This is a genomic window from Paenibacillus sp. 23TSA30-6, assembly GCF_014858585.1.
Taxonomy (GTDB): Bacteria; Bacillota; Bacilli; order Paenibacillales; family Paenibacillaceae; genus Paenibacillus.
In genome coordinates, this window is the sequence record NZ_SLTL01000001.1 from 164,282 (window position 1) to 186,269 (window position 21,988).

A 21,988-nucleotide genomic window follows, 5' to 3' on the forward strand; every position below is an offset into this window, starting at 1 on the left:
GATACAATATGTATCATAAATTTATAATAAAATACGAAATGTATCTATTAAAATGTCTTGAGCAGATTAGAGGAGGCGTTTCCTTGATTGATAAGCAAGGCGAGGGACTGGTTTTCCTGCTTAGTGTCCCCCGAAGTGGAAGCTCGCTAGTGACCACCATTTTGCAAAATCACTCCCGCCTGTTTGCCACGCAGGAAATGTGGTTCCTGCTCAGCTTGCATGATCTTCCCCAGTCACAAACACGTCCCTATGGAGGAACCGGAATCATCCGGCAATTTTTTAATGGTATGGTTCCTACGCACGTATTGGAGCAGGCTTCCCGATCGTATGCACTTGAAATTTATAACGGTCTGCTCGAAGGGACTAACGCAAATATGGTTATCGACAAATCCCCGCGTTACTATACGGTGCTGGAATTTATAGACCGCCTTTTTCCGGCAGCCCGCAGGGTGTGGCTTATCCGTAATCCTTTATCTATCGCGGCTTCATTCAAAAAAGTTAATCAGATGCGCGGCGAACGCTTTCATCTGCTGGAGGAGCTGGAGAGCCCGCATTTTAATATGAAAATGACGGATATTACGGTCGGTTTGTTCCGTTACGCACATTATTTTGCCACACCTCATCCGCTTGCATACCCGCTTGTGTATGAGCAACTTGTAGCTAATCCGGCGGTGGAGATTGGAAAGCTGTGCGATTTTCTTGGCGTAGATTATGAACTCGGTATGGAAAAGTACGGAGACTTTGCGGATACGCCTAAATCCAGTCTGTTTTACAGCATGGGAGCGGGTGATCCGTTCGTGGGGGAGCATGAGCAGACGCATCAGGACTCGGTACATAGCTGGCAACATCTGTTGAACAAAAAGGAAATCGAGCTGTATTGCAGAAGCATCGGAGCTCGTATATTTACACAGCTTGGCTACGGGGAAGCGCTGGAACAGGCCGAGCGTATCACCGGTGTAAAGTTTGAAGAGGAAGCGGATGTGGAACTGCTAAGTCGGCGTACGAGCCAATTTCTCCAACAAAGCGGCTTTGAATGGAAGAACGCTTATCGAATGCTGGAAGAGCAGGATGCGGATAACAGGGGATTCATAATAAAAGCAGGGCAGAAACCTGCACTTCATGATTCTCTAGAGAAGGACGTTGTACAGGTTGTAAATGATAGACGGCTCCAATCGCTGGAAAACAGGCTGGCACATAGCTATGAGGAGCGGAATCGTCTTATCGCACAGCTCAAAACCTACCAAGGCAGAAATCAACGGCTCCGATCTCGTATCCCCTTTGCCCGTCAGCTGTGTCGCTGGGCGTCCGTAGTGTTATCGGGAATGGAAAAAGGAAAAGGGGGGAAAACGTGAGTGCGATTGCCGGAATATACAGCTTTGGGCATGAGTCCGTATGCACCGAAGAAGGCGGTAAAATGATGCAAGCTCTGCGAAAATATCCCGCCGACCGCGTATGCGCCTGGTGTGAGGGTTCCATATTTTTGGGCTGTCATGCCCAGCATGTGACACCAGAATCCGTTCATGAGCGTCTCCCTTTCTATGACGAGGAACGGAATTTGGCAATCACGGCGGATGCGATTATTGACAATCGTTCCGAGCTATTTGAACGGCTGGGGGTAGGACAGGAAAGGCGGCAAGACATCACGGACAGTGAGTTGGTTTTGCTGGCATACGACAAATGGGCGCTCGACGCGGCCCGCTATCTAATAGGCGATTTTGCCTTTGTTATTTGGGATGCCAAACGGAACAGATTATATGGCGCTCGTGATATGGCAGGAAGCCGCACGCTGTATACATACCAACATGACCGAGGGTTTGCGTTCAGTACAGTAGTAGCCCCTCTTTTGGCTCTGTCTTCCCTGCAAAAAGAACTGCATGAGCCGTGGCTGGCGGAATTTCTGGCCATCCGCGCCATGCAGGAATCCGTCGATATTGGGACTACTGCTTATAAGCATATAAACCAGCTTCCACCCGCCCATTGGTTCACCATGGAGGAGGGAAAGCGAACCATCCATAAATATGCCTCTTTGGATGATGTGGAGCCGCTGCGACTCAAAACCGGCGGCGAGTACGTCGAGGCTTTTCGCGAGGTATTCTCACAGGCGGTGAATGCCAGATTGCGCACGCATCGCGCCGTGGGGGCGGCCTTGAGTGGCGGTCTGGATTCCGGTGCGGTTGCTAGTTTTGCAGCGCCGTCGCTGCGATTGCAGCAAAAGCCTCTTCATGCGTACAGTTATGTGCCCGTACAGGATTTTACGGATTGGACACCGTCGACACTGCTGGCGAATGAACGGGTTTATATTCAATCCACGGCTCGATATGTGGGCAACATTCACGAAAATTACCTGGATTTTGAGGGGAAAAGTCCATTTTCAGAAATTGATATCTGGCTGGAATTGATGGAAGCTCCCTATAAATATTTTGAAAATTCGTTCTGGATCAGGGGTTTTTACGAAAAAGCACAAGAGGAAAATGTAGGTGTGCTACTGACCGGGGCGCGAGGGAATTTTACCATTTCCTGGGGTCCTGCACTGGACTATTATGCCCGTCAGCTTCGTCGTTTGCACTGGCTGCAATCCTTTCAGGGGTTGTGGGGGTACAGCAAGCTGACCGGAAGGCGGATGTCCCAATTATTACCTGTGATGCTGAAAAAAGCGACCACGCTCGACTCCCGTTCCTGGTTGCGTGGCGGCAATCGAAGTCCGGTTCCTTCACTCATTGACCCGGAGTTCGCCAAGCGGATGAATGTGGAGGACATTCCGGCTTTGAGCGGAACCGGATGGATGAAGAACGCCGATCAGACGAGAAAAGAGAAATTCACGAATTTAGCGATTGCGAACAAAAATGGTGTAGTCGCGACCAAGCTGTCGCTGCGTTATGGTCTGTGGGAGCGCGACCCGACCGGAGACAGCCGGGTGATCCGCTTTTGCCTGTCGGTGCCCTTTGAGCAATACGTGCAAAACGGCCGGGATCGCGCACTCATTCGCGGAGCCATGCGGGATTATTTGCCCGATGATGTCCGGTTGAACCAGCGTGTGCGCGGTGTACAGCCTGCGGATTGGCTGCATCGTATGCTCCCCTGCTGGGAGACGTTTATGGGGGAACTTCAACTGCTGTGCCATGATTTACATGCCGCCGAATTTCTCAATATCGATGTCATTAAAATGGCTATGGCGAAGTTTCGCCAACCGCGACCGGAGCAGGCGTCCGATCCCAACATACGGCTACTGATGCACAGTCTGATTGTGTACCGTTTTATACGCAGATTTAACTGATCCAGTCTATCCGGTCAGACAGATACGTCGTTCGTTGGAGGGGAGGTGATGACATGAGTAAAAAAGAATGGCAGGAGCCCACCATAGAGGTGCTGGATATTAACCAGACGATGGCAGGTAAGGGCTGGAAAGAAATTGACTGGGTATCTGATCACGACGCTGACCTGGTTAATCCAAGCTAACAGATGACATATATGATTCTTTAAGCGGGCTATATTCGTTGCACATGGTCGCCGCGAAAATGAGCGAGAGTAGCATGAACTTTTGGATTCGTGTTCAATGTAAAGCCGTCTTTATTTCTATTGGGTTAAAGGCGTTGCTCAATGAAATAAAGGCGGGATTTTTAAAGAGCAGGGGGAGAGGGTCCTATCGTGCATGACAGTAGTACACGTAGTATCAGTTTGGAGGTATATACAGCATTTGGGCTCAAGATTGCCAGTGAGCTGGAACTACCTGAACTGATACCCGCAGCGCCGGGAGTGGTGGAGGATGTGGTTATTCGTCAGGCTGATTTGACTGAATGGAGCGAACAACTGGAGCAAACGCATTTTATGATAGAGGGCGAGAGCTTTATGTTTCACGTACTGGGTACGGCTATTTATGCTGTCAGGGGTGGCAAAGAGGTTGAGGTATGCGTATACCACGGAGCTGATCCTGACACCGTGCGTTTGTTTGTGCTCGGCACATGCATGGGTGTGCTTTTGTTACAGAGGAGGATATTGCCTCTTCACGGGAGTGCGGTAGTCATTGGAGGCAAGGCCTACGCTTTCGTGGGCGAATCCGGAGCAGGAAAATCGACGCTGGCTGCTGCTTTTACACAGGCAGGCTATAAGATAGTCAGTGATGATGTTATTGCTGTGCAAGCTACGGCTTTCAAAACCATAGTCTATCCAGCTTACCCGCAGCAAAAGTTGGGTTTGGAAAGCATGCTCCAGCTTGAGGCTTTACAGGAAAATAAACATGGACGCAAAACCAATCACGGGCTTATTTTAATGGACGGCAATCCTGCGATGCCCAAACATGGACATTTGCGTAAGCTTACAGGTGAGCTGAATAAATATGCCTTGCCAACAGTCGATTCTTTTCACAACGAGCCGCTTCCCTTGGGAGGTGTATTCGAGCTGGTGGCAGAGTCTCCAAACCGTGAGTTCCAACGCGAAGGGGAGTTAAAGGCAGTTATGGAACATTCTTTGAACATGCTGGAATGCTTGCATACGTTATTGTTTCATACATATCGCAGGGTGGTTATTCCGCGAATGAGTCTGGGTGAATGGCATTTTAGAACGGTAGCCCGGGTGGCTCGACAGGTGGAGGGCTGGCGACTACTGAGGGATAGCTCGGCTTTTACCGCATCCGAGATTGTACACCGGGTACTTGATATCATTCGCAAGGAGGAAAACAGCTATGGCAGCTAATCATTCGACGAAGGATCATGACCGTGTCATTCACGGTGAGGAAGTGTATGTCAGTGACATGGACGGGGAAAAGGTCATGATGAGCATCAACACAGGAAAATACTATAATCTCGGCTTCACGGGAGGACGAATCTGGGAACTGGCGGAATCCTGCCCTTCACTTGGGGAGATCGTAGCTGCTCTGACGGATGAATATGAAGTGGACGAGGAACGGTGCAGACAGCAGGTACATTCCTTTGTGGCTGAACTGGAACGGGAAGGACTGCTAAAGCTTCTGCGGGAGTCGGTTTAAAATGTGGGTTCAACGCCTTCGTCGTCTATCCCCGGAGGTCAGGAGACTGCTGCCGGAAGCCTGGCTGCAACTGGGATGGGCGCGTCTTCATCAGCATCGTCCGTTTGAAGATTATGCACGCGGTTGGGGAATACCGATGGAAGAAACCTCTTGGGAGTGTGATGCCCGGCAGAAGCAATCCGTTCGGCATATTTCACATGCTGTGGAGCTGGCAAGCCGTTATACCCCTTGGCGCAGTAGCTGTCTTGTGCAGGCTGCTGCCGCAATGACGTTGCTGGGTCGCAGAAAGCTGGACTGCACGCTGTATCTTGGCACAGCCAAGAATGCTGCAGGACGTTTGGCGGCACATGCCTGGGTGCGGAGTGGACCGATTTATGTTACGGGCGAACGGGAGATGGGGGCGTTTACCGTGGTGGGCACCTTCGGCAGTCGTGCTGTGACGGCCCAAAATACGAAGATTGCTGAAAGTATGTCCACCCATACTGTTTTGGAACCTGACCGCTGGAATGAGGATCAGGAATTGACGCTGCTGCTCTTTTTACTGCGAAAAGATGCCACTTCAAGGCTGGATGCAGTCCATGCTGCTTATCTGTATGGATTGGATTGGACCCGCTTGTTGCGGCTGGCAGAACACCATCGGGTGGTACCTGCGGTATATCTCCAGTTGAAAAGAATAAATCATCCGGCCATTCCTGCTGAATTGCTGCGCAACCTTCAGGCGCAGTATCACCGGAACACCCTGCGTATGCTACACCTGCAAGCGGAAGCCGGACGTGTGACCAGGCTGCTCATGAATCATGGCATCCGTGTACTTATGCTCAAGGGTCCTGCCTTGGCGCAGCAATTGTACGGGGATGTTTCACTGCGTACCTCCAAGGACGTGGATTTACTCATTGCCCCGGACGACATGGATCAGGCGGAGCATTGGATGCGGGAAGCCGGGTATGTATCCAAAAGCGGAGAAGCACGTGTTCTGGGCAGTTGGAAATGGAAGGACCATCATGCATCCTTTCTTCATCCGCAAAAGCGGGTAGAGATAGAGCTGCATTGGCGGCTCCAGCCGGATGCAGGCGGAGAACCTACTTTTGACGAGCTGTGGGATCACAGGCAAATGAGTGAAGCCACTGCCACAGGAGCACCCTGTATGTACACGCTTGGCAGCGAGCACCAGTTTCTGTACCTCAGCGCTCACGGGGCGCGTCACGGCTGGTTCAGACTGCGCTGGCTGGTTGACATCGACAGGCTTGCGGTACGCGCCGTCGATTGGGAGGCGCTTCTGCCGATGCTGCGCCGATACGGGGGCGTACCTGTGGGTGGGCAGGCTTGGGCGCTCGCTGCTGCGCTACTGGGTACGCCGATACCGGAGCCGATGCGTCCGGTATCGGCTACCCGGCAGGCGCACAGGCTCGCGCTGAGCGCGCTGTCCTTCATTCAGGCCAGCGTTCCCGGGGCGGCGTACCAGAAAGTCGAACCAACGATCTGCCAGCCAACCAGTCGATCCTATTTGCTCTCCCTAAAGGAGCCGAGCCACCGATTGCTGTACCTGATAAGCCGTTTGCTTCCTTCTACGGGCGATCCGGCGGTTTTACCGCTGCCTCGCCAGCTGCATTTTTTATACATCCCTCTACGTCCATTTCTCTGGCTAAAACGGCGATTCTCAAAGCACTGACCTGATAAGGAGCGTGCATTATGTACCACCTGCGATTATATATGACCAAGCTGTATGCCGTGAACGGCGGTGCGTTATTTCTCAATATTGGATGTATGATCATCGTCAGCTTGCTGGAGGGACTGGGTATTTACATGCTTGTTCCCATGCTGGCGGCTATCGGCATATTTGGCGGTCATGGAGGGATACCCTTCCTGTCAGGCGGATTTAATCTTTTCTTGTCAAACATCCCTAAAAGCTGGCTGTTGCCGGGAATGCTGCTGCTTTTTGTGTTACTGCTCATAGGGCAGGCACTTCTTCAGCGTTACCAATCCATTCTGAATTCGCGGATTCAGCAACGGTTCATGCGTTCCCTTCGAATAGACGTGTATACCTCCTTTATGAAGGCGCAGTGGACTTTTTACTTGCGTCAGCGAAAGTCTGATTTCAGTCATGTGATGACGACCGAGCTGGCGCGTGTTAGTCAGGGAACCAATCTGCTTCTCCAGCTCACCACAGCCGTTATTTTTACGCTGATCCAGATTACGCTGGCTTTTTGGCTGTCTCCTTCTTTAACCGGGCTGGTGTTCCTGTGCGGATTGGGTTTGTTTGTCGTCTTTCGCCGATCTATTCAAAATGCTAAACAACTGGGCGACCGTACCACCGAGCTGTCGCAGGTTTATTTTGCCGGAATCACCGACCATATGAACGGGATGAAGGATATTAAAAGCAATCTGCTGGAAGCTGCGAATATAGACTGGTTTCGATCTTTGACCCAACGTATGGAGGACAACACGACCCAGTTTGTACGGCAAAATGCCACTACACAATTTTTTCACCGCACGGCGGCTGCCGTGTTTGTCGCTTGCATCATGTTGGTGTCATTGCAATGGCTACACGTCTCTCCTGAAAAGCTGATTGTGCTCATCCTTATATTTTCTCGCTTATGGCCGAGGTTTGCCCTTATTCAAGCGAGTCTGGAATATATCATGTCCATGCTGTCTGCTTTTGAAAGTGTGACCAAGGTACAGCAGGAATGCGAAGCTTTCTCAGATCCATCGCTGACTGCACTTACAACCTTTGAGACTCACGTTTCAAGCGATTTATCGGCAACCCATAAATCTGTATCTGCATCTACAACTGCATCTGCACGCCAGCCCTTTTATCTTCGTACGGGCATTGAATGCAGTGGTCTGGATTATCGGTATGATGGTACAGCAGAGCTTGCATTACACCAAATAAATCTGTTCATCCCCGCTCGGGGAATGACGGCCATTGTGGGGAAATCGGGCGCGGGCAAAAGTACAATGGTTGACGTCCTGATGGGATTTTTACGCCCAACCCAGGGCCAGATTAAAATGGACGGACATGTACTAAACGACGAGCTGTTGCCACAGTGGAGGCAGTCGTTTGGGTATGTGTCGCAGGACCCTTTTTTGTTTCATGCCACCGTCCGTGAAAATTTGAAGCTGGCCGATGCGAATGCGAGCGAGCAGCAGTTATGGGAAGCGTTACATTTTGCAGCCGCAGACGGCTTTGTTACCAGATTGCCCGAAGGGCTGGACACGGTAATCGGGGATCGCGGCATTCGCCTGTCTGGAGGGGAACGTCAGCGGTTGGTACTAGCGCGGGCTGTCCTGCATCGTCCTCCGGTACTCATTCTGGATGAGGCGACAAGTGCACTGGATGGGGAGCATGAAGCCGATATTCAGGCGGCGCTGGAGCGGATGAAAGGTCAAATGACGTTGATCGTCATTGCTCATCGTCTGTCGACCATTCGTCATGCGGATCAAATTGTCGTTCTGGAACAGGGCGAGATTATACAGCAGGGGAATTATCGTCAATTGGTACAGGAAGAGCGGGGGGCGTTCAGTCAACTGCTGTCATACCAAAGCAGTGTCATCGCCACCCCTTAACTGCCTGTTCTGTTGGCCTGCTTAAATTCCTGCTGCATGGTGAATTGAGATGCCGCAGTCTCAGGTTTCCTTACGTTTGGCGGTACTTCTTTTCTTTTTGATCGGAGTCGGAGAAACGGCATCTCCTGCCACCGCTTGTTGTGTTGTTGTGGCTGCTGTTTTACGCGCAGGGCGTTTTTTCACAGCGGCAGGGCCGGGATCGGTAACGACAGGCTTCACTGCCTCGATGCTGGCCTGGAGTGCAGCCATCAGGTCCACGACATTGGTCTGCGGCTGGGACGGGGCGATTCGGATCTCTTCTCCAGCCACTTTATGCTGAATGAGATCCAGCAGCCGCTCGCGGTACTGGTCCGTATATTTTGCTGCATCAAAAGGTGTAGATAGCTGCTCAATGAGCATTTTTGCCATGGTCAGCTCCTTCTCTTTAACTTCCTCCTGCCCCGGCAGATTAGGAACCTGGGACACTGGGCGAATTTCATCCGGGTAAAACATCGTCTCCACCGCCAAGCATTCATCCAGCACACGAATAGCCGCCAGACTGCTTTTGGATCGGATTGAGATTTGAGCAATGCCAATTTTCCCGGTATCCTTCATCGCATTCATAAGAAGCTTGTAAGCATTGGAGCCTGCCTGATCCGGGGACAAATAATACGTTTTTTGAAAATAAATCGGATCAATCTCCTGCAAGTCCACAAAATCCAAAATAACGATATTTTTATCCGCTTGTCCGCTGATTTGCTCCAGTTCCTCCTTATCGAACATGACAAACTTCCCTTTTTCGTATTCATAGCCTTTTCCAATTTCCTCCCATTCGACCTCCTTGTCACAAACGGGACACTTGCGTACATAACTGAGCGGACTTCCGCATTCCTTGTGAATATAACGCATGGAAATATCCTTATCCTCTGTAGCCGAAAACATCTTAACGGGCACATGAACCAGCCCAAAGCTGATCGCGCCTTTCCAGACTGTATGCATTACGCCGCTCCTCCTTTTCTTTAATCCGCATTTTGTATCCTTCGATTCCAACGCTCGGCTGTGAGCATATCCATTTTTCACTTAGATTTTTCACTTAGTATGCTTCGGAGAAAGGAATGTATGAGGTGTAAAGAAAAGAGCAAGCCAACTAATCTGCCTTCTGAGGTATGACTACATCGCATAACACAATGATTTGAAGTTGTTAAGTTACATGGGTTATATTAAGGTAAGGGATAACCAACGATTTTGACATTTTATAAGAAAGGAGTGTTCATGTCATGAAGAAAAGATCATTAAACTTTATATCTTTTGGATATGGATACTCTACTGCTGTTTTTTTCTAAAATCATTTTTATGGGTGGAGTCTGCCTGAAAATGGTTAGAAGAAACGGTAGAAAAATTTTAAAATGACGAGGTCGATTAAATGAAAAATGAAAAAATAACTAGAAAAAACCCGGCAGGTATGCCGAAACCAGTAGGGAATTACACACATATAACTAAAATTCCCAGAAATTCAGAGCTATTCGTGACTTCGGGTCAAGTTGGAGTAGATCAGAATGGCCAATTCCCAGAAAGCTTTAACCTACAAATCAGTAATACTTTTAATAACATTAAATCAGTTTTGGACGCCGAACAATTAACCGCTGACAATATTATAAAAGTAAATGTATGGGCAACTGAGCAGATAGATTGGGATTACATGTATTCCCAATGGGAAAAGTTATTCGGGAATGATTATCCTGCAATGACTATCGGCTACCTTACTGCTCTAGGATTGCCTGAAATAAAAATTGAAATTGAAATTTGGGCAGCTAAAGCATAAAAATAATACGTACCTCATTTATGGAATGGAATCATAGATAGCCCCGGTCTTCGTGAGAAGCTGGGGCTGTTTGATGTTTAAACTCACGAGTATGAGGTGTAAATGAAGGCTGCGAATTGCTTCCGCTTGCGCATGGTTGCAGCTTTTTTGGTGCATAGTAAGGTATATCCGATTCAAAAGGAGGTACACAATTTATGACCGGAAAATCTTATCCTCGGCAAATCAGGCATCGTGTGGGTCAAAGCCATATCGCTTTTCGGGGACCCGCCGGAGGCGAACAGGATGCATTGCCGCCCGAGTTTGCCCTTTCCCATGGAATCCAGCCGCCTTTTTCCGTAGCTGTGGCTCATGTGGATTTGGAGGCTGTAGTTTCAACCTCTCCTTCTCATAGCATCCCTTCATTGGACATTGAACGGATTATAGATGAGGACTAGGTGAACCTGTATTTCTGAAATAAATGGATACAAAACAAATCATCAGGAGGATATCAACATGAACGTCGAACGAGCAAAAGCGATTTACAATTCATCCGAAAACATTGCCGTGCAATTAGAGGGTAAACCAATCTGGATCGAGCATGTGGATGAAGCAAACGGTATGGCTACCGTACAGGTGGGCAGCAATCCCGGCAATACTCAAACCGTCCGTGTGGATCGTCTGGAAGAGCGATAGGAGATGGGAACCAAACATTTAGTCATTATTCATGGCCGTGACAAAAAGCCCAGATGCGACGAAATGCTTCGTCTCATTAAAAAAGCGCTGATCGCAGGATTGCGTCGAGTGAACGAGGAAGCGGCACAAAAGCTGGAGCAAGAGCAGATTTTACTGACATTTAGTTATTATGGTGACATCAACAATCGGCTCTTATTAGAGAGTCGGCCTCGGTACAGAAAACTTTTTGAAGAAGACGATGGAGATTTCTACGTTCCAGACCATTATTACGACGAAAGTATGGAACAATTAATTAATCGACCAACGGATCATATGACCCCGGAGGAATATGAGCGTCTGATGGCCAATGAACCCACTATACACTTCTATGATGATGCTGCAAAAATACTCAGCCCTTACCTCTCTTTGTTTGGTATGAGTACCCGTGCGATCAAAAGGATTCTCCCTGATCTGGGAGCCTATTTAACCAGTCGTGTAATAGGCTCCCAAATTCGCGAAAGGCTACAGTCCCCTCTAGCCGATGCTTTAAGTAGTGGAGAGGATGTCATGCTGCTTTCCCATAGTATGGGATGCATGGTGGCTTACGATGTTTTATGGAAATTTTCACGTATGAGCGAATACAAACATCTATGGGAACACAAAGTCAACGAATGGCTAACATTGGGTAATCCGCTAGGCGAGCCAGCCGTAAAGCGCAGCTTGTATGATTCCAATGAGCCTGACGACGGTATGTATCCCGCAAATATCAGACATTGGACCAATATTAACGCCGAGGATGACTACATTGCGCATGATGCAACGGTTGAAGATGAATTCCATCTGATGCTGAATCGAAATTTAATAGAAAGTATTGATGATCAGCCGCTTATTCAGACATTCTGGAAAGATAGTCACACTGGGCGTTCCAATCCCCACAACTTCTTTGCTTATCTTAACCATACGAAGGTGGCTGAGCATGTAGCGGATTGGATTTTACGCTCATAAAAGGCGCATTTTATTTGCACAGCTGTAGGCTTTCATCGCAGAATGCTGCTTGAATGGTCCCACTCCAACAAAAAAAGGCTCGCAAATGCTCAATGAGCAATTAGCGAACCCTACTTGTAAAAATGAATGCGGTCAAGAGGACTCAAGCCTCCACGAGGGATTAGCCCACACGGACCTGAAACTTCTTCGGAGTCAGTACCCATCTCCCCTTAAGGGCTTGTTCCGTCCTCATGACCTTTACACTGCAATGGCCTTCAAATGTGGTGAAACCATCAGTTCAGCCTCTGTCGCCATTTGAACATCTTCTACCGACAAACCCGGAGCAATTTCCTTTAGCATCAGCCCTCTACCCGGAATAACATCGATGACAGCCTTTTCGGTTACTATGGTCTTTACAACATTTACAGCGGTCAGGGGCAGCTTGCATTGCTTCAGTATTTTTGGTGCCCCATTTTTGTTCACATGCTCCATGGCTACAATCACTCTCTTGGCTCCAACCACCAAATCCATGGCTCCCCCCATGCCTGGCACCTTTTTCCCAGGGATCATCCAGCTTGCAAGGTTGCCTTTCTCATCGACCTCCAGGGCGCCCAAAACCGTGATATCCACATGCCCTCCGCGGATGATGGAAAATGAAAGTGCACTGTCAAAAAAGCATGCTCCTTCCATAGTTGTAACGTAGTTTCCGCCTGAATCGATACAATCGAGTCTTTCTTTTCCCTGAGCCGCTTTGGGACCTACACCGAGGATTCCGTTCTCCGCCTGCAGCATAATATGAATGTTTTCGGGGATATAGTCCACTACCATTGTAGGCAATCCGACACCAAGGTTGACAACTTCACCATTTTTGAATTCCTCGGCTATTCTTCGAGCAATGAATTCTCTGTTATTCATGCGTTTCCACCCACCTTTACAATTGCGTCAACAAATATGCCGGGAACGTTGACATGATTGGGGTCAATTTCTCCCGTCTTTACGTATTCGTCTATCTGAGCAACTACATACTCTGCCGCTGTAGCCATAACCATATTGAAGTTGCGTGAAGAGCCGTTAATGACAAGATTTCCCTCTTCATCAGCCTTATGGGCTCTGATTAGCGCCACATCCGCTTTAAGCGGCAGTTCGAGCAAATATTCCCTTTCATCAATTTCTATTTTCTTTTTTCCTTCCTCTACAATGGTGCCTACACCTACAGGTGTTAAAACACCGCCCAAACCGGCTCCCCCTGCGCGTATTTTTTCAGCGAGCGTGCCTTGCGGGAAGAGTTGAACCTCTGCTTCTTTCGTCATCAGGAGCCTTCCTGTTTCCGGATTGGAGCCGATATAGGATGCAAAAATCCGCTTTACTCTGCCGCTTTTTACAAGGTTATAGATAGATAATTCCGGTGTGCCTGTGTCATTGGAAATAATCGTAAGATTGCTGGCGGAATTTGTGTCGACAAGCGCACGTACCAGATCCTCCGGAAAGCCTCCTGCCAGAAAACCTCCGACCATCACCGTGTCTCCGTCTTTGACCTTCTTAACTGCTTCTTCAGCGGAGATTACTTTGTTATTCATGGTTCCTTCTCCTTATATATATATATTTTTAGGAAAGCAAACTTTATTGGAGATAATCGTAGAGGACTCTTCCATATGGAAGCGTTAAATCGGCAATAAAATGTTTTCCGCCAATATAAGCTTGAACCGGCAAATCTGCCACAGGAGCATTGACATGGGGGATCAGGCTTAATCTGGCAGGCCCTGACCAGGCGCCTTTTACAGTAATGTTGTCGAGATTATACGCTACTAACTGAGCAATTTTGGGGGTACCGTCAACATCAGGAATTAATTTTAAATTAACTTGCGTTTTTGCGATCGCTTTAGCCGTTTCCTGTTCATCGAGAATGTTATATTTGAAAGGCATGGTTCCCGTGGCCACGAGAACGTGATTATAATGCAATGTACCTGTCAGCGTCTCCGTATCCTCAACGATCAGATGAGGCTTCGCCCATTTTTTCGGAAATCCCCAGATTTCACGTCCCCCAAGAACAGCAGGCGCGTTATCCAAATACATTTGGGCAACAAAATTGCAGGGTTCTCCTTGAAAAGTACACGGAATGACAATGCCGCTTTCCTCATAGCTTCCTAAACCGGATGAATCGGGCATCTTGATCCATTCATAGGAAACCGTATTGCTTCCATCCGGCTGAAGAGGTTCCGGGACCGCTTGTCTAATCGCAGCGGGGTCGGATTCATAGGTAATGATAAAAAATTCCCGGTTGATGAAGCGGCATGGTGGGCGCCCATAACTGCCGCTGGCCGCAGGCATGGATTGGAGTGAAAGTACATCTTTTTGATTCATAGCAATCTCCCTTCCTTTTAAGAGGTAGTTCCAAAAGTCATCTTTTGAACACGCATTTTAAATAAGCGCATTTTCAACCAGCATCGCTATTCCCATTCCCGTTCCGATGCATAACGAGGCTATGCCGTAACGTGAAGATCTTCGCACCATTTCATGAACCAACGTAACCAATATCCTAGCACCGCTTGCACCAACAGGATGTCCGATCGCGATCGCGCCGCCATTGACATTCACCTTCTCCGGACTGACCCCAAGCTCTTTCAATACCGCTAATGCTTGTGCGGCGAACGCTTCATTGATTTCAAAAAGATCGATGGCATCAATGGATATTCCCTGTCGCTTAAGAAGTGACGAAATGGCTTTCACCGGCCCCATTCCCATATATGCAGGATCAACGCCAACAAGTGAATAACCCTTGATATATGCCAACGGCTTTAACGCATGTTCCTTACATTTGTCTTCCGACACTACAAGCATAGCTGCCGCGCCATCATTGATCCCCGAAGAATTTCCGGCGGTAACCGTTCCGTTCTCCTTAAACGCAGTTTTTAAATGAGAAAGTTTTTCTTTCGTTGTATTTCCTCTTATGTGTTCGTCCTCCGTGAAATAAATATTTTCTTTTTTGTTTTTGATCATGACCGGAACAATCTGCTCTTCAAAAACCTTATTGTTTTTTGCTTCTACAGCCTTTAATTGGCTTTCATAGGCGAATTCATCCTGCTCAAGTCTTGAAATTCCATATTTCTCGGCAACATTTTCTGCGGTAATTCCCATATGGTAATTGTTGATCGGGCACGTAAGGCCGTCGGCCACCAGGGAGTCTACCAATTCACCGTTGCCAAGCTTGTAGCCGTTTCTAGCATTCCTTAGCAGATAAGGGGCGTTCGACATGCTCTCCATGCCTCCGGCCAAGACGATGTTGCTTTGTTCCGCCAATATTGAATCGTAGGCTAAAGCAACGGCATGAAGTCCTGAACCGCAAACCGTGTTTATCGTTGATTCGGGTACATCAATGGGGATACCGGCTTTCAGTGCCGCCTGTCTGGCAGGATTTTGGCCATTGCCTGCCTGAAGAACATTTCCCAAATAAATTTGATCAATCAAAGCAGGCTCTAATTTACTTTGCTGAAGGCATGCTGTCATCACGGTTGCTCCCAATTCAGGAGCGCTTAGGGGCGCAAGGGTTTTGTTAAAAGAGCCGACCGCTGTTCTCAACGGGCTTACTAAAGCTACTTTTTTCATAAAAATTCACATTCCTTTCGCTGTGTTCAAGACACAATACATCCATGATTGCAATTCAATTCGTAATTTCCGCGCTTAACTTACGAAACGTAGCGACTGCAAGATACATTTGCATGCGGGCATATCATGGTGCCTAAGACGGTGAGTGTGACGGTTCGATCGCCTTCTTTCTTCCGTTGGAAATTAAAACCAGTTTCATCATAGTCCCAATGCAGATTTTGCTCAATGTTCAAATATTTACATATAATTGTATACAGATGTTTATAAAGCCATATACTCCAAAATAAATAGGCCATTCTAATGTTTTCTGTTAATTTCTCGATTTTTCTGAAAATAATGATCGCAAATTGAATTTTCTGTTAAAAACGAAATTTGTAATCAATACGTGAAAAAACGAGGCCAATCGTTGAGTTTGCACACCTTCCTCTTAATCACGTCCTTCCTTTTCTTCGCAAATAGCACCTAACTTATCGCTGGGAAATAAAAAAAAGCCCTTCAGAATTTTCTGAAGACGGCTTTGCCTTTAAATATTCATGATCTTCGTCATAATTGTGCCAGCTTGCTTCTTGTTAACGGTGTCACCCGAATTACACAAAAAGCTCCTGAATCTCCACAGAAGGAAATTCAAGAGCTCTTTCATTGCTAAGTTGATGCGGCCTAAAGTAAGCGCCCGAAAAGGCGCTCAGAGTGTCGAGAAAGTCCAGAGGACTTTTCGACACTTCTATTTTTATATGGGTAGACGCATCTTTTAAAACAAAAATCGATTTAAAACGATCTGAGGACTCTAGTTTTTAGACCACTAAGACAGTTTTAAACCCCCTGCAAAAAAACAGGGGTTTCTCGACAGCCTGAGCGCCCGAAAAGGCGCTTTTTATATTGTCTAATTCAGGAAACGGGGTGTATAGTATGATTAATCTTTGAGGGAGGTGAGCCGTATGGACTTTAACATATGCTTGTTCGATGATTTTGAAACACTGGATGTATTCGGACCCGTTGAGATTTTTGGTCGCCTACCGGAAGAGTATGACTTAAAATATTTCTCTATGAACGGGGGAATTATTGAGAGTCGGCAAAAAACCAAGATTGTTACAGAACCTATTGCACAAGCAAAGCCCGATGGCATATTCATGATCCCAGGCGGACAGGGGACAAGAAGTTTAATCCATGACGATAAATTTATGAATCAGATCAAAAAGATTGCGGAACAGTCCTGTTTTTGTATAACCGTCTGTACAGGTTCTGCGTTGCTTGCTAAAACAGGTTTGTTAAAAAACAGGCGCGCCACATCCAATAAATTAGCCTTTGATTGGGTGAAATCCATCGACACAGAGGTTGAGTGGATTCCAAAGGCAAGATGGGTAGTAGATGGAAAGTTCTATACTTCATCGGGTGTATCCGCTGGAATAGATATGTCCTTAGGCTTTGTTTCCGACCACTTTGGTCTTGAAAAAGCTCAACAGATGGCTAATCAAATTGAATACATCTGGAATTCCAATAAAAATGATGACCCCTTTGCGAGATAAGTATATTGCAAGAGATAAGGAAGACGCGGCCCATGACGTCATGATTAGCGATCCAGATTTGCTTACGTACGTATTACTCAAGCAAATCTGACCGCTCTGGAAAGCGTCTGCGGTACGGGGTATGATACGTTGAAAAACGGAGTGTAATTGTAAATAGCCTTGATCTTAGTGATAAGATGGGGCTATTTCATGCTCTTACGAAATTCAATTTGATATCTCCACGATTCTCTAGCCACAGCAGCTCGTTGAGTAAAAATGTCATGCTATCCATAGTATGTAGTCTTTCAATAGTATCCGATACAACTGTCATAAGATCACACTGAACGTTTTCTGCAAGTTGTAGTCCACCACTGTCACCGTCGACGAATAAGTGTGTATGTTCAGGATGGTCTATCTTAAGTACATGACGGAGCCACAAGCAACCATGCTCAATGTGAAAGAAGTAGTGTTCACCGTAAATGATTCCCTCAAATATCTCATACATATGTGCTTGATCATAGGGTCCAAATACCATCGCTGCCCGTTCTAGTGCGAGTGAATTAGTTTCTGGTGCTATAAACATATAATTGTGCCTCCTATTGGATAGTTGAAAAATGCTTTGGAACTTTAACATATTGCTAATAACGAATGGTTTTGCTACGATGGGTGTACGTGAATATTAGTTAACATTTCAATATGTCAACATGTAGTGCTTATTTTTTTGGAGGGATTTCTATGGAACCTTTGAGTATACGTTGTCGCCTTGGAGAAATGATGAGAGAACGTGGATTACAAAACAAAGATGTAGTGGAGTTAACAGGCGTGAGTCGAAACACAATTACCTCGCTTGCTGGCAATGCCACCAAACGTATAGATTACGATACGCTCGGTGCATTGTGTCGTGGATTAGGTGTTACTCCCGGTGATCTTCTGGAGTACATACCAAATGCCAAAGAAAGTACTGAATAATAACATGGACCGTTACTATTAACGGTCTTTTTGCATATTATGCTGGGCTGAGTAAACATATAAGGGGCTTAATTAAAAATGCGCAGTGGCGCAATAGTAACTTTTAAGTTGAGGATAAAAAAGCCGACTGCTTGAAAGCAATCGACCTCAAATGGGTTCATATTAAAAATGTACATCCTCCGTTGCAAGCAAACGTACAAAACGATTACCGAGCATCTCATTGTGGTGGGCAACGATTTGTTCGCCGCTCAGCACTTTACTATTAAATGTACTGTGCGCATCCAATACAAGCACGTTGTTCTGGTACCCCAGACTGTAGGCGTTCCGACAGGTCGTGTCGAGGCAGAACTCGGTTTGCATCCCGGCAATGATGAGCCGATCAGCCTTCAATTCCTTTAGCACATCGCCCAATTCAGTTTGGTAAAAGCTGTCCCAGGATGTTTTACGGACAATCCGCTCATGGGGAAGGGGACGCACTACATCTGCTATAGCCCAGCCTACACTGTTTTCCCGGAAATCCTCATCCGCTTCATCGGTATGCTGCACAAAAATCACCGGTGTACCTGCAGCTCTGGCTCTGGTCAAAAGCTGCTGCAAATGCTCTACAACTTCCTGCTCTCGGTACAGCTTCTCATCATACATAAACATAGCTTGCTGCACGTCAATTATGAGTAAAACGTTTTGTCCCATCGTTTCGATTCCCTCCCTGTATGTTTCATCTATCTTACAATAGCATGTCTTCATGCCTTGCGGCGACATAAGGTGAACTATATAATAAAGGACAAGTTGGCACGGTCCGATTCGGACGAAAGGTGATTAAAATATATGACAATTTCGCAGGAACAGTTTACGTTCCGTTCTGCCGGAGAGGCTCAGACCGGGATTTTGGCAGGGTTTTTGGCAGCCAAAGCGGTTCCCGGAACGGTGATCGTGCTGGATGGAGATCTGGGAGCGGGCAAAACCGCTTTTTCCAAAGCCTTTGCCAGTCATCTGGGTGTGCCGGGTATCGTAAACAGCCCAACCTTTACGCTCATTAAGGAGTATGAAGGCCGATTGCCCTTGTACCATATGGATGTGTACCGTATTACACAGGATGAGGCAGCGGATCTTGGGCTGGACGAATATTTTTACGGGACAGGCGTGTGTCTGGTGGAATGGGGCAGTATTATACCGGATATTTTGCCGAAGCAGCGGCTTCACATGTATATAGAAACAACGGATGTAGAGGAGCGCTTGATTCACCTTACCGGGTACGGCGAGCCTTATGAACAATGGTGCCGCAGTTTGCGGGAGAATGGAGTTTGAACCATGCAAAGAGAGCATACAGATGAGAATGTAAAGCCGCGTGAGCGGTTTTTGGCGTTAGATACAGCGACGACCGTGATGGCGGCCGCTCTGATGAACGGAAAAGAGTTACTGGGAGAAAGCAATGTCTATGGCGAACGCAATCACTCGGTGCACGTGATTTCCGAATTGGAACGGCTTCTGAACGAAGACGGGCTGACACGAGATGATGTGGACGGCATTGCGGTGGGTGTGGGACCGGGGTCTTACACAGGCATTCGCATTGCGGTGACCGCAGCGAAAACACTTGCTTGGGCCTGGGGAGTCCCGGTGACATCCGTATCCACTTTGCACGCGCTGGCCTGGGGCGGTTGGAGCCGTGGCACCGAGTCGCAGGGGCAAGAAGCTGGAAGTGAGTTAGCAAGTATACACTCGGCCGGAGAGCAGGCGGCAGACTGGATCGTTCCAGTGCTGGATGCAAGGCGCGGACAGGTTTACACAGGCTTGTTCGCAGCGAATGTGGACGGCAATACCGGGATTCCGCAGCGTCTGGAACCGGATGCGATCCGATTGATGGCCACTTGGACTGAGGACCTGCTGCAACGGCTGGAGGCTTTGCCGTCCGAACAGCGCCCTGCGGTCATTTGGCTGGTCGGTGAAACGGCGGTTCACGCAGAAACAGCCGAGCGCCTGCGTGCATGGAGCGAGCTTCGTATCGTACCGTATGAGCTGGAAGGAAGATGGGTTGGCCGCCTTGGGGCGGATAAGCTGCTTCGTCAGGAACATGACGAGTTACATACGCTGGTTCCAAACTATACCCAGTTGGCGGAGGCGGAAGCCAATCTGCTTCGTCAGCGCTGAAGAGAGCGGTGAACAACATGGCAAAGAACATACAACGGGAAGAAAAGCTAGAGTTTCGACTGATGCAGCTGGATGATATTCCCGATGTGCTGGCAATTGAGCATGAAGCGTTCACGCTGCCGTGGACGGAAGAAGCGTTCCGTAATGAGCTGACGATGAATCATTTTGCTAAATATATGATTATGGAGCTGAACGGACAGGCCATCGGCTACGCAGGGATGTGGACGATTATGGACGAGGCCCATATTACGAATATTGCCGTTCGTGAGGCCTATCGCGGGCGCAAGCTTGGAGATAAGCTGCTGGACGAGCTAATGCAAACGGCCTCTTATCTGGGGATGGAACGCATGACGCTGGAGGTACGGGTGACGAATCGGATTGCTCAGGGCTTGTATGAGAAAAAAGGCTTTAAGCCAGCGGGCGTCCGTAAGGGCTATTATTCGGATAATAACGAGGATGCCGTGATCATGTGGGCGGATCTTCCCGCACATGGGGCATCCGGTAAACAGGAAGGAAGCGTGCAGAAGCAATGATGCAAGAGGAAAAAGCAGGTACAGGCGCCGCCTCTGGCGAGCCTTGCTATATACTGGCAGTGGAGACGAGTTGCGATGAAACGGCTGTGTCTGTCGTGAAAAATGGTACAGAGGTGCTTTCTAATCTGATTTCCAGTCAGATTGAAACGCACAAAGCCTTTGGTGGAGTTGTGCCGGAGGTGGCATCCCGCAAGCATGTGGAGAGCATTACCTACATGCTGGACGAGGCCATGCAAGCATCGGGAATTACGCCCCGCGAGCTATCGGCGGTTGCCGTGACGCAAGGACCGGGACTGGTCGGTGCGCTGCTGGTGGGCATTGTCGCCGCCAAAAGCGCCGCCATGGCGTTCGGAAAGCCGTTGATCGGAACCCATCATATTGCAGGACATATTTATGCAAATCAGTTGGAGCATAAAATCGTATATCCGTGCATCGCTCTGGTCGTATCGGGTGGGCACACGGAGCTGGTATGGATGGAGTCCGAGGGTCATTTTCACCTGATTGGGCGCACGCGGGATGATGCGGTTGGGGAAGCCTATGACAAAGTGGCACGGGCTATTGGATTTCCGTATCCTGGTGGTCCGCACGTAGATCGAGTGGCTCATGAATCCGAGGAAGCTATCACCTTGCCACGTGCATGGTTGGAGCCGGATTCCTATGATTTTAGCTTCAGCGGCTTGAAATCGGCGGTGTTGAATGTGATCAACCAGACGAAAATGCGCGGAGAAACCGTTCATGTCGGAGCCATCGCAAGAGGCTTTCAAGAGTCGGTCGTGGAAGTGCTGGTGGAAAAAGCAATTCGTGCCATGCGTGAATACGGCGCGAAGCAACTGCTGCTATGCGGCGGTGTTGCCGCCAATCGCGGACTGCGGACCGCACTTCGTGAACGCTGTGAACGTGAAAGTATTGAGTTGCTAGTACCATCCATGAAATATTGCACGGATAATGCGGCTATGATTGGTGCGGCTGCTTACGCCAAGTGGAAGCGTGGCGAATTCACCTCACTGGACATGAAAGCCGATCCCGGGCTGTCTCTGGAAGAGTGGTCCGTCCAATCTTAGTTGGAGAAGCATCAGGCAGTGAGCTGAATGCAAGTGAAGATAGTAGATAGGGACACGACTCGTTTGAGTCGTGTCTTTTATGATTTATATTAGGCTGAACACGGAAAATGTAAGTTCAACTTATAGAAATCTATAAATATAAAATTCAACAGGTATAAATACAGGAGTTTGAGCAGGTGAACTTTAGTGTCTAA

24 protein-coding genes and 1 pseudogene are annotated in these 21,988 nt (G+C 48.1%); 18 read left to right on the plus strand and 7 right to left on the minus strand.

Going from position 1 to position 21,988, the window contains the following annotated elements:
- Positions 1-83: 83 nt before the first annotated feature.
- The 8 genes and pseudogenes from E0698_RS00790 (at position 84) to E0698_RS00825 (ending at position 8,545) form a co-directional block, all read left to right on the plus strand.
- The gene (locus tag E0698_RS00790; RefSeq protein WP_192510281.1) at positions 84-1,352 is read left to right on the plus strand and encodes a sulfotransferase family protein; all 1,269 of its coding nucleotides are present in this window, start codon (positions 84-86) and stop codon (positions 1,350-1,352) included.
- On the plus strand, positions 1,349-3,274 hold the full coding sequence (locus tag E0698_RS00795; RefSeq protein ID WP_192510282.1) for an asparagine synthase-related protein: 1,926 nt from the start codon (positions 1,349-1,351) through the stop codon (positions 3,272-3,274). Before E0698_RS00790 ends, E0698_RS00795 begins: the two co-directional genes overlap by 4 nt.
- A 53-nt stretch (positions 3,275-3,327) precedes the next feature.
- Positions 3,328-3,456: a paeninodin family lasso peptide gene (locus E0698_RS00800; RefSeq protein ID WP_149094479.1), complete on the plus strand. Its 129-nt coding sequence runs from the start codon at positions 3,328-3,330 to the stop codon at positions 3,454-3,456.
- Between the two features lie 189 nt (positions 3,457-3,645).
- Positions 3,646-4,689: a dephospho-CoA kinase gene (locus tag E0698_RS00805; RefSeq protein ID WP_192510283.1), complete on the plus strand. Its 1,044-nt coding sequence runs from the start codon at positions 3,646-3,648 to the stop codon at positions 4,687-4,689.
- Positions 4,679-4,981, plus strand: coding sequence for a lasso peptide biosynthesis PqqD family chaperone (locus E0698_RS00810; RefSeq protein ID WP_134910787.1), 303 nt, complete (start codon positions 4,679-4,681; stop codon positions 4,979-4,981). The genes E0698_RS00805 and E0698_RS00810 overlap by 11 nt, the downstream gene beginning before the upstream one ends.
- A gap of 1 nt (position 4,982) precedes the next feature.
- A pseudogene (locus E0698_RS00815) lies at positions 4,983-5,444 on the plus strand (lasso peptide biosynthesis B2 protein); the annotation flags it as partial.
- A gap of 6 nt (positions 5,445-5,450) precedes the next feature.
- A complete protein-coding gene (locus tag E0698_RS00820; protein ID WP_192510424.1) occupies positions 5,451-6,650 on the plus strand; it encodes a nucleotidyltransferase domain-containing protein in 1,200 nt (399 codons plus the stop codon).
- A gap of 20 nt (positions 6,651-6,670) precedes the next feature.
- Positions 6,671-8,545, plus strand: a complete 1,875-nt coding sequence (locus tag E0698_RS00825) for an ABC transporter ATP-binding protein (RefSeq protein WP_192510284.1) — start codon at positions 6,671-6,673, stop codon at positions 8,543-8,545.
- A 60-nt stretch (positions 8,546-8,605) separates the two neighbouring features.
- Here E0698_RS00825 and ku read toward each other — a convergent pair whose 3' ends face one another.
- The gene (gene ku, locus E0698_RS00830; RefSeq protein WP_149094482.1) at positions 8,606-9,523 is read right to left on the minus strand and encodes a non-homologous end joining protein Ku; all 918 of its coding nucleotides are present in this window, start codon (positions 9,521-9,523) and stop codon (positions 8,606-8,608) included.
- A gap of 424 nt (positions 9,524-9,947) precedes the next feature.
- Here ku and E0698_RS00835 point away from each other — a divergent pair, with 424 nt between their 5' ends.
- The 4 genes from E0698_RS00835 (at position 9,948) to E0698_RS00850 (ending at position 12,002) form a co-directional block, all read left to right on the plus strand.
- Positions 9,948-10,346: a RidA family protein gene (locus E0698_RS00835; protein ID WP_025719294.1), complete on the plus strand. Its 399-nt coding sequence runs from the start codon at positions 9,948-9,950 to the stop codon at positions 10,344-10,346.
- Positions 10,347-10,540: 194 nt separating this feature from the next.
- The gene (locus tag E0698_RS00840; protein WP_192510285.1) at positions 10,541-10,780 is read left to right on the plus strand and encodes a hypothetical protein; all 240 of its coding nucleotides are present in this window, start codon (positions 10,541-10,543) and stop codon (positions 10,778-10,780) included.
- A gap of 58 nt (positions 10,781-10,838) precedes the next feature.
- A complete protein-coding gene (locus E0698_RS00845) occupies positions 10,839-11,018 on the plus strand; it encodes an H-type small acid-soluble spore protein (protein WP_044645186.1) in 180 nt (59 codons plus the stop codon).
- A 3-nt stretch (positions 11,019-11,021) separates the two neighbouring features.
- On the plus strand, positions 11,022-12,002 hold the full coding sequence (locus E0698_RS00850) for a hypothetical protein (protein ID WP_192510286.1): 981 nt from the start codon (positions 11,022-11,024) through the stop codon (positions 12,000-12,002).
- Between the two features lie 237 nt (positions 12,003-12,239).
- On the opposite strand, the gene E0698_RS00855 is transcribed toward E0698_RS00850, so the two are convergent.
- Genes E0698_RS00855 through E0698_RS00870 form a run of 4 tightly spaced genes read right to left on the minus strand, consistent with a single transcriptional unit; the run spans position 12,240 to position 15,584 of the window.
- Positions 12,240-12,896, minus strand: a complete 657-nt coding sequence (locus tag E0698_RS00855) for a 3-oxoacid CoA-transferase subunit B (protein WP_134910781.1) — start codon at positions 12,894-12,896, stop codon at positions 12,240-12,242.
- Positions 12,893-13,558, minus strand: a complete 666-nt coding sequence (locus E0698_RS00860) for a CoA transferase subunit A (RefSeq protein ID WP_149094485.1) — start codon at positions 13,556-13,558, stop codon at positions 12,893-12,895. The genes E0698_RS00855 and E0698_RS00860 overlap by 4 nt, the downstream gene beginning before the upstream one ends.
- Positions 13,559-13,601: 43 nt before the next feature.
- On the minus strand, positions 13,602-14,342 hold the full coding sequence (locus E0698_RS00865; protein WP_149094486.1) for an acetoacetate decarboxylase: 741 nt from the start codon (positions 14,340-14,342) through the stop codon (positions 13,602-13,604).
- A gap of 57 nt (positions 14,343-14,399) precedes the next feature.
- A complete protein-coding gene (locus E0698_RS00870) occupies positions 14,400-15,584 on the minus strand; it encodes an acetyl-CoA C-acetyltransferase (RefSeq protein WP_192510287.1) in 1,185 nt (394 codons plus the stop codon).
- A gap of 935 nt (positions 15,585-16,519) precedes the next feature.
- Between E0698_RS00870 and E0698_RS00875 the strand changes: the two genes are divergently transcribed.
- Complete coding sequence (locus E0698_RS00875) at positions 16,520-17,107, plus strand: DJ-1/PfpI family protein (protein ID WP_192510288.1); 588 nt, start codon at positions 16,520-16,522, stop codon at positions 17,105-17,107.
- A 187-nt stretch (positions 17,108-17,294) separates the two neighbouring features.
- On the opposite strand, the gene E0698_RS00880 is transcribed toward E0698_RS00875, so the two are convergent.
- Positions 17,295-17,669, minus strand: coding sequence for a hypothetical protein (locus E0698_RS00880; protein WP_192510289.1), 375 nt, complete (start codon positions 17,667-17,669; stop codon positions 17,295-17,297).
- Positions 17,670-17,821: 152 nt separating this feature from the next.
- On the opposite strand from E0698_RS00880, the gene E0698_RS00885 reads away from it, so the two are divergent.
- Positions 17,822-18,055, plus strand: a complete 234-nt coding sequence (locus E0698_RS00885) for a helix-turn-helix domain-containing protein (protein WP_044645178.1) — start codon at positions 17,822-17,824, stop codon at positions 18,053-18,055.
- A 162-nt stretch (positions 18,056-18,217) separates the two neighbouring features.
- On the opposite strand, the gene E0698_RS00890 is transcribed toward E0698_RS00885, so the two are convergent.
- Entirely contained in the window at positions 18,218-18,745 is a 528-nt protein-coding gene (locus tag E0698_RS00890; RefSeq protein WP_192510290.1) for a cysteine hydrolase family protein, read from the minus strand.
- 135 nt (positions 18,746-18,880) lie between these two features.
- On the opposite strand from E0698_RS00890, the gene tsaE reads away from it, so the two are divergent.
- From tsaE to tsaD, 4 genes are read left to right on the plus strand one after another with little or no spacing between them, the layout of a single operon-like run.
- A complete protein-coding gene (gene tsaE, locus E0698_RS00895) occupies positions 18,881-19,360 on the plus strand; it encodes a tRNA (adenosine(37)-N6)-threonylcarbamoyltransferase complex ATPase subunit type 1 TsaE (RefSeq protein WP_192510291.1) in 480 nt (159 codons plus the stop codon).
- A 3-nt stretch (positions 19,361-19,363) separates the two neighbouring features.
- Entirely contained in the window at positions 19,364-20,200 is an 837-nt protein-coding gene (tsaB, locus tag E0698_RS00900; protein ID WP_134910775.1) for a tRNA (adenosine(37)-N6)-threonylcarbamoyltransferase complex dimerization subunit type 1 TsaB, read from the plus strand.
- A gap of 17 nt (positions 20,201-20,217) precedes the next feature.
- Positions 20,218-20,733, plus strand: a complete 516-nt coding sequence (rimI, locus tag E0698_RS00905) for a ribosomal protein S18-alanine N-acetyltransferase (RefSeq protein WP_192510292.1) — start codon at positions 20,218-20,220, stop codon at positions 20,731-20,733.
- Complete coding sequence (gene tsaD / locus E0698_RS00910) at positions 20,730-21,794, plus strand: tRNA (adenosine(37)-N6)-threonylcarbamoyltransferase complex transferase subunit TsaD (protein ID WP_134910773.1); 1,065 nt, start codon at positions 20,730-20,732, stop codon at positions 21,792-21,794. Before rimI ends, tsaD begins: the two co-directional genes overlap by 4 nt.
- Positions 21,795-21,988 lie beyond the last annotated feature (194 nt).

Bases quoted from the DNA above. Each gene is read 5' to 3' on its own strand.
- rimI (WP_192510292.1), top strand. From the start codon at position 20,218: ATGGCAAAGAACATACAACGGGAAGAAAAGCTAGAGTTTCGACTGATG.
- E0698_RS00825 (WP_192510284.1), top strand. From the start codon at position 6,671: ATGTACCACCTGCGATTATATATGACCAAGCTGTATGCCGTGAACGGC.
- E0698_RS00810 (WP_134910787.1), top strand. From the start codon at position 4,679: ATGGCAGCTAATCATTCGACGAAGGATCATGACCGTGTCATTCACGGT.
- E0698_RS00850 (WP_192510286.1), top strand. From the start codon at position 11,022: ATGGGAACCAAACATTTAGTCATTATTCATGGCCGTGACAAAAAGCCC.
- E0698_RS00860 (WP_149094485.1), bottom strand. From the start codon at position 13,558: ATGAATAACAAAGTAATCTCCGCTGAAGAAGCAGTTAAGAAGGTCAAA.
- E0698_RS00870 (WP_192510287.1), bottom strand. From the start codon at position 15,584: ATGAAAAAAGTAGCTTTAGTAAGCCCGTTGAGAACAGCGGTCGGCTCT.
- E0698_RS00885 (WP_044645178.1), top strand. From the start codon at position 17,822: ATGGAACCTTTGAGTATACGTTGTCGCCTTGGAGAAATGATGAGAGAA.
- ku (WP_149094482.1), bottom strand. From the start codon at position 9,523: ATGCATACAGTCTGGAAAGGCGCGATCAGCTTTGGGCTGGTTCATGTG.
- E0698_RS00865 (WP_149094486.1), bottom strand. From the start codon at position 14,342: ATGAATCAAAAAGATGTACTTTCACTCCAATCCATGCCTGCGGCCAGC.
- tsaB (WP_134910775.1), top strand. From the start codon at position 19,364: ATGCAAAGAGAGCATACAGATGAGAATGTAAAGCCGCGTGAGCGGTTT.
- E0698_RS00845 (WP_044645186.1), top strand. From the start codon at position 10,839: ATGAACGTCGAACGAGCAAAAGCGATTTACAATTCATCCGAAAACATT.
- E0698_RS00855 (WP_134910781.1), bottom strand. From the start codon at position 12,896: ATGAATAACAGAGAATTCATTGCTCGAAGAATAGCCGAGGAATTCAAA.
- E0698_RS00840 (WP_192510285.1), top strand. From the start codon at position 10,541: ATGACCGGAAAATCTTATCCTCGGCAAATCAGGCATCGTGTGGGTCAA.
- E0698_RS00835 (WP_025719294.1), top strand. From the start codon at position 9,948: ATGAAAAATGAAAAAATAACTAGAAAAAACCCGGCAGGTATGCCGAAA.
- E0698_RS00875 (WP_192510288.1), top strand. From the start codon at position 16,520: ATGGACTTTAACATATGCTTGTTCGATGATTTTGAAACACTGGATGTA.
- tsaE (WP_192510291.1), top strand. From the start codon at position 18,881: ATGACAATTTCGCAGGAACAGTTTACGTTCCGTTCTGCCGGAGAGGCT.
- E0698_RS00880 (WP_192510289.1), bottom strand. From the start codon at position 17,669: ATGTTTATAGCACCAGAAACTAATTCACTCGCACTAGAACGGGCAGCG.
- E0698_RS00800 (WP_149094479.1), top strand. From the start codon at position 3,328: ATGAGTAAAAAAGAATGGCAGGAGCCCACCATAGAGGTGCTGGATATT.
- E0698_RS00890 (WP_192510290.1), bottom strand. From the start codon at position 18,745: ATGGGACAAAACGTTTTACTCATAATTGACGTGCAGCAAGCTATGTTT.
- E0698_RS00820 (WP_192510424.1), top strand. From the start codon at position 5,451: ATGTCCACCCATACTGTTTTGGAACCTGACCGCTGGAATGAGGATCAG.
- tsaD (WP_134910773.1), top strand. From the start codon at position 20,730: ATGATGCAAGAGGAAAAAGCAGGTACAGGCGCCGCCTCTGGCGAGCCT.